Raw genomic sequence first — 4,049 nt, 5'->3', positions numbered from 1 at the left:
CCGGCGGCACCATCGTTTCCAGCGCCCTGAAGCTGATGAACGAAGTGGTTGAAGAGCGTTACGATCCTGCGCAGTGGAATATCTATGCCGCTCAGGCTTCGGACGGAGATAACTGGGCTGATGATTCACCGCTGTGCCATGAACTGTTGTCAAAAAATATTCTGCCGATGGTGCGTTACTACAGCTATATCGAAATTACCCGCCGTGCTCACCAGACGCTGTGGCGTGAATATGAACATCTGCAAGCGACGTTTGAAAACTTTGCCATGCAGCATATCCGCGAGCCGGATGATATCTATCCGGTGTTCAGGGAACTGTTCCACAAGCAGACCGCGTGAATGGTCTTACTAATAGAAAACGGCCAGCAACGAGAGTTAGCTGGCCGTTTTAGTTCGTAGTGCGCTGTATGATACGCCCGTCAGCCAAGGCCTGGCATGTGCAATCGTTACGAATTCAGCAACATTGCCACTTAATCAACGCTTCGATCCGTGAGGCACAGATATCAAGCTCACTCTGGCTCACCTGCAAGGCCAATACCGCATCTCCGAAAGTCTCCCCGGTAAACGGTGTTCTCTCACACTGCTGTAGCAAAACCGCTGGCGGGTATACGTAGATCAGTTGCGGGGCCGGTGGCACTGGTTTTGGTTGCTCCGCGCAGGATATTGAGAGCATCAGCAGGCAGCCGCTGATGACCGCAGTCGTTATCCTCCAGCGCTTTACGTAGCGTTCTGTTCTCATCATCGGCCTTTGCCCTCTTTTGCTGCTCAATCTTGAGCTGTTGTTCTGTAGCACGACGATCGGCATCCGCGGCCCCCTTCAGTGCATTGATTGTGTCATCCCTTCCGTTCAATGCGCGACTCAACTCCTCGTTATCTTTCTGGTACTGACCTATGCCGGTATTCAATGCATTGATACGCTGGTTCATACCAAACAACAGGGCAGCGAAACCTAAAATCAACAGCAGTTGCCAATAACCTTTGGAAAACTGGATTAACCCTGCCAGGCTCATGATAGAAATACCTCGCAGCGTTTCACCAAGCTCCACAGCTCTTTACTCTTGACGGATCTCCAGCACAGAAATTGGTCGCCAATGCCTTGTTCACTTGTCTGCATTTGAGTTACCTCAGCCGAATCCAAACACCTGTTTGAATGAACAGTATCTCAAAGAAGAAGGATTAGGGATATTCGAAGGGGTTGTACTAGCCATGCCACAACTCACTCCCTGCCAATAGTGGGCATTAGCAATGCAAAAAATCCCAACGAAGCGAGATTTTTGCATTGGATAACCCAACTTATTGCTGACTGATGTGGCATATCACTCAATGGATCAGCGCTTGCGAGGATGATGCTAATTCACAATAAATATCTAAAACCGCGGATATCCGGGAACAGGCCTACCGTCCTAAGATGGCGGTTGCAGATAAACCAGATCTCATCCCTGTCGTTCGACAGGATGAAATAGGCATCGGCGGTTTCCGAAGGGTTATACATTCCCAGTGCGCGATAGGCCGTATGCTGGCTGAATCCGCTGTCCAACGGGTAAGGTTTCGGCGCATTTTCCATCTGCACCACTCTCAAATACAACCCTTGCTCGATCCATATCATAACGTCACCTTTAACGACCATTGATAACTTCAGTATGGTCGTTAAAGCGATTATCGTCGTCAGCGAAAAAATCATCGCCAAAGATATCAATCAGATCAAAGCGAGGTTAGCTGGCCGCTGTACAATACCGGACCGGTAGGAAGCCCTGTAGGTGAGCCACCCGCGGGCTCCAGACTGATGGCAATGGTCATGCCCTGCGCCAACGTCATCGAGTTCAAGGCCAGCTCGGTCGGCTTCTCTGCAGCAACCAGACCTAAAGAGCGAGGTTTTTCACCTGGCGGGATCGCCCACAGTTGCAGGCTATTGGCTACGGCTAGCATTTGCGGGTTCAGTGGGGTCAATCTCAGATGTCGTTTGCCACTGTCCATACTGACAATCCACTGCCCATTCCCCTGCTGAGCTGCATTGAGCACCACTGCCGGAGCAAAATCCTGTGGCTGAGTGATAACGCGCGGCACCAGCAACAACGCTGCCAAACCGGCAGCCAGCGCCCAGCCAAGGTAGTCCCAGCGTTTACGCCGTGGCGTTATCTGAATGGGTAAGCTGAGGCGAATTTTTTTCCACACGCGCTCCGGTGGCGTTACCGGGACCAACGCCAGATCCAACGGTGCCAACAGTGTTTGCCAACGTGCAACCAAGGAGGCTAACGTCGGTTCCCGCTGGATGCGCTGTTCGAAGTTCAACCGTGCAGGCCCACGCAACGTGCCCAAGGCATATTCAGCGGCTAAAGCCGAGTCATACTCACCTTTGCTTTTCATAGGCCCACACAGTTTTTCAAATGATCCAGCGCTCGGCGGATCCAGCTTTTGATTGTACCAAGCGGTTGTTGCAGATGTGCCGAAACCTCGCCATGAGACATGCCTTGGTAATAAGCCAGCACAATGCTTTGACGCTGCTCGACGTTAAGATGGTTCAGGCACTCGGCCAGCTTTCCCGCCTCCTCCCCCAGAAGTAACTGGCTGACAGGTTCTTCAGCGCTCTCCCCCTGGTTATCTTGCCACTCCTCTTCCGTTTGCCCCGCCCGGCCATCGGCACCGCGTAGCCAATCAATGGCCCGGTTGCGTACAATGTGGGTTAACCAGGTCAGCGGCGCACTGAGGTTGGGGTCATAGCTGGCAGCGCGATTCCAGACGCTGATAAAGCTTTCGTGCAACACCTCTTCAGCCCAGGACTGGCGGCGCAGCAAGCGTAAAGCAACGGCGAACAAACGTGGGGAAGTTTGCCGATACAGTTGTTCAAACGCGTTGCGGTCGCCAAGCGCAACGGCCTGCATCAATGCGACATGTTGATCGGGAAGTGCTTTGCTCATGTCTTATCCTGTCGAGGTGCGGGCAGCCTTCTGGCAGCCTGCCTGCACCTAGTATAGACGGGATTTATTTTGGCAACAGAACGCTGTCGATAACGTTGATCACGCCATTTTTCTGATAAACATCATAGGTGCTGATGTTGGCAATATGACCTTGACCATCTTTGAGCTGAATATTGTGGGGCCCGTTATTCATAATCCACAGCGGTTGGCCATTCACCGTTTGCAGCTCGGCCGTACCATGCCCTTCCTTGATTTTCTTCTCCAGCTGTTTCATATCATAACGGCCAGCAACCACATGGTAGGTAAGCACTCCGGTCAACGCCGCCTTATTCTCCGGTTTGAGCAAGGTATCTACCGTTCCAGCAGGCAGTTTGGCAAAGGCTTCATTGGTCGGAGCAAACACCGTAAACGGGCCGGCGCCTTGCAGAGTATCCACCAGACCAGCGGCCTTCACCGCAGCGACCAGCGTGGTGTGATCTTTGGAGTTGAGGGCATTTTCGACAATATTTTTACTGGGGTACATGGCGGCACCGCCAACCATTACCGTATCAGACATCATGGTAGCCATTGAAACGCTACTGAACAACAGTGATGAACACAGGGCAGTACAGAGAAGCTTTTTCATGATCATATCCTCAAAGGGTGATGTGGGAAAATGTCCTCACATAGCCATATACGTAGTGAACGAGAATATTGGATGCAGTAATCAGAAAATATTTTTCGAACGGGGAAAATGGATGTAAAAAACCCCGGCGTCAACGCCAGGGTTAAAAGTAGTGCCGGTCGCTTTCCCGACTGTCATGATGCGGCGCAAGCGTCCATCGAACACTCCAGCATTGCGCGGCCTAAGCACGGCCTTTTCACAACAGAAAAACAAACTTTGGGGAAATTGGCTTTTCTGTCTACCCTCGTAGCAAGGAGGATATAGTCAACCCCGGCACCAGGCCGGGATTGATATGGTAGTGTAATTATCGCTTGTCTGCTCCGGTCTACACCATCATCGCTATTGCAAGTTTCAACCACACTACCGAGTCACATTACATTGCTGTAACGTTAACCGCTGATGGGCCTTTGGCGCCATTTTCGATGCTGAATTCAACCTGCTGGCCTTCATCAAGCGTCTTGTAATCATTAC

7 protein-coding genes are annotated in these 4,049 nt (G+C 51.6%); 1 reads left to right on the top strand and 6 read right to left on the bottom strand.

Annotated features, from left to right (window positions below):
* On the top strand, nucleotides 1-338 hold a 338-nt coding region (locus ACLQ7H_RS05120; RefSeq protein WP_411751740.1), incomplete at its 5' end, for a DUF444 family protein.
* 236 nt (nucleotides 339-574) lie between these two features.
* Here ACLQ7H_RS05120 and ACLQ7H_RS05115 read toward each other — a convergent pair.
* The 6 genes from ACLQ7H_RS05115 to ACLQ7H_RS05090 form a co-directional block, all read right to left on the bottom strand.
* Nucleotides 575-1,045 carry a hypothetical protein gene (locus ACLQ7H_RS05115; RefSeq protein WP_411751739.1) on the bottom strand — a complete coding sequence of 157 codons (471 nt, stop codon included), beginning with the start codon at nucleotides 1,043-1,045 and terminating at the stop codon, nucleotides 575-577.
* A gap of 308 nt (nucleotides 1,046-1,353) precedes the next feature.
* Nucleotides 1,354-1,605: a hypothetical protein gene (locus tag ACLQ7H_RS05110; RefSeq protein ID WP_411751738.1), complete on the bottom strand. Its 252-nt coding sequence runs from the start codon at nucleotides 1,603-1,605 to the stop codon at nucleotides 1,354-1,356.
* 95 nt (nucleotides 1,606-1,700) lie between these two features.
* Nucleotides 1,701-2,363, bottom strand: coding sequence for an anti-sigma factor domain-containing protein (locus ACLQ7H_RS05105; protein ID WP_411751737.1), 663 nt, complete (start codon nucleotides 2,361-2,363; stop codon nucleotides 1,701-1,703).
* Nucleotides 2,360-2,914 (bottom strand): sigma-70 family RNA polymerase sigma factor, encoded by a 555-nt coding sequence (locus tag ACLQ7H_RS05100; protein WP_411751736.1) that lies wholly within the window; start codon nucleotides 2,912-2,914, stop codon nucleotides 2,360-2,362. The genes ACLQ7H_RS05105 and ACLQ7H_RS05100 overlap by 4 nt, the downstream gene beginning before the upstream one ends.
* A 64-nt stretch (nucleotides 2,915-2,978) precedes the next feature.
* Nucleotides 2,979-3,539, bottom strand: coding sequence for a fasciclin domain-containing protein (locus ACLQ7H_RS05095; RefSeq protein WP_411751735.1), 561 nt, complete (start codon nucleotides 3,537-3,539; stop codon nucleotides 2,979-2,981).
* A gap of 412 nt (nucleotides 3,540-3,951) precedes the next feature.
* Nucleotides 3,952-4,049 (bottom strand): cold shock domain-containing protein (locus ACLQ7H_RS05090; protein WP_411751741.1); only part of this gene is annotated, 98 nt, incomplete at its 5' end.

The organism is Serratia sp. (in: enterobacteria) (genome assembly GCF_046715635.1).
GTDB lineage: Bacteria > Pseudomonadota > Gammaproteobacteria > Enterobacterales > Enterobacteriaceae > Chania.
This window is presented reverse-complemented; position numbering and strand designations above follow the sequence as displayed.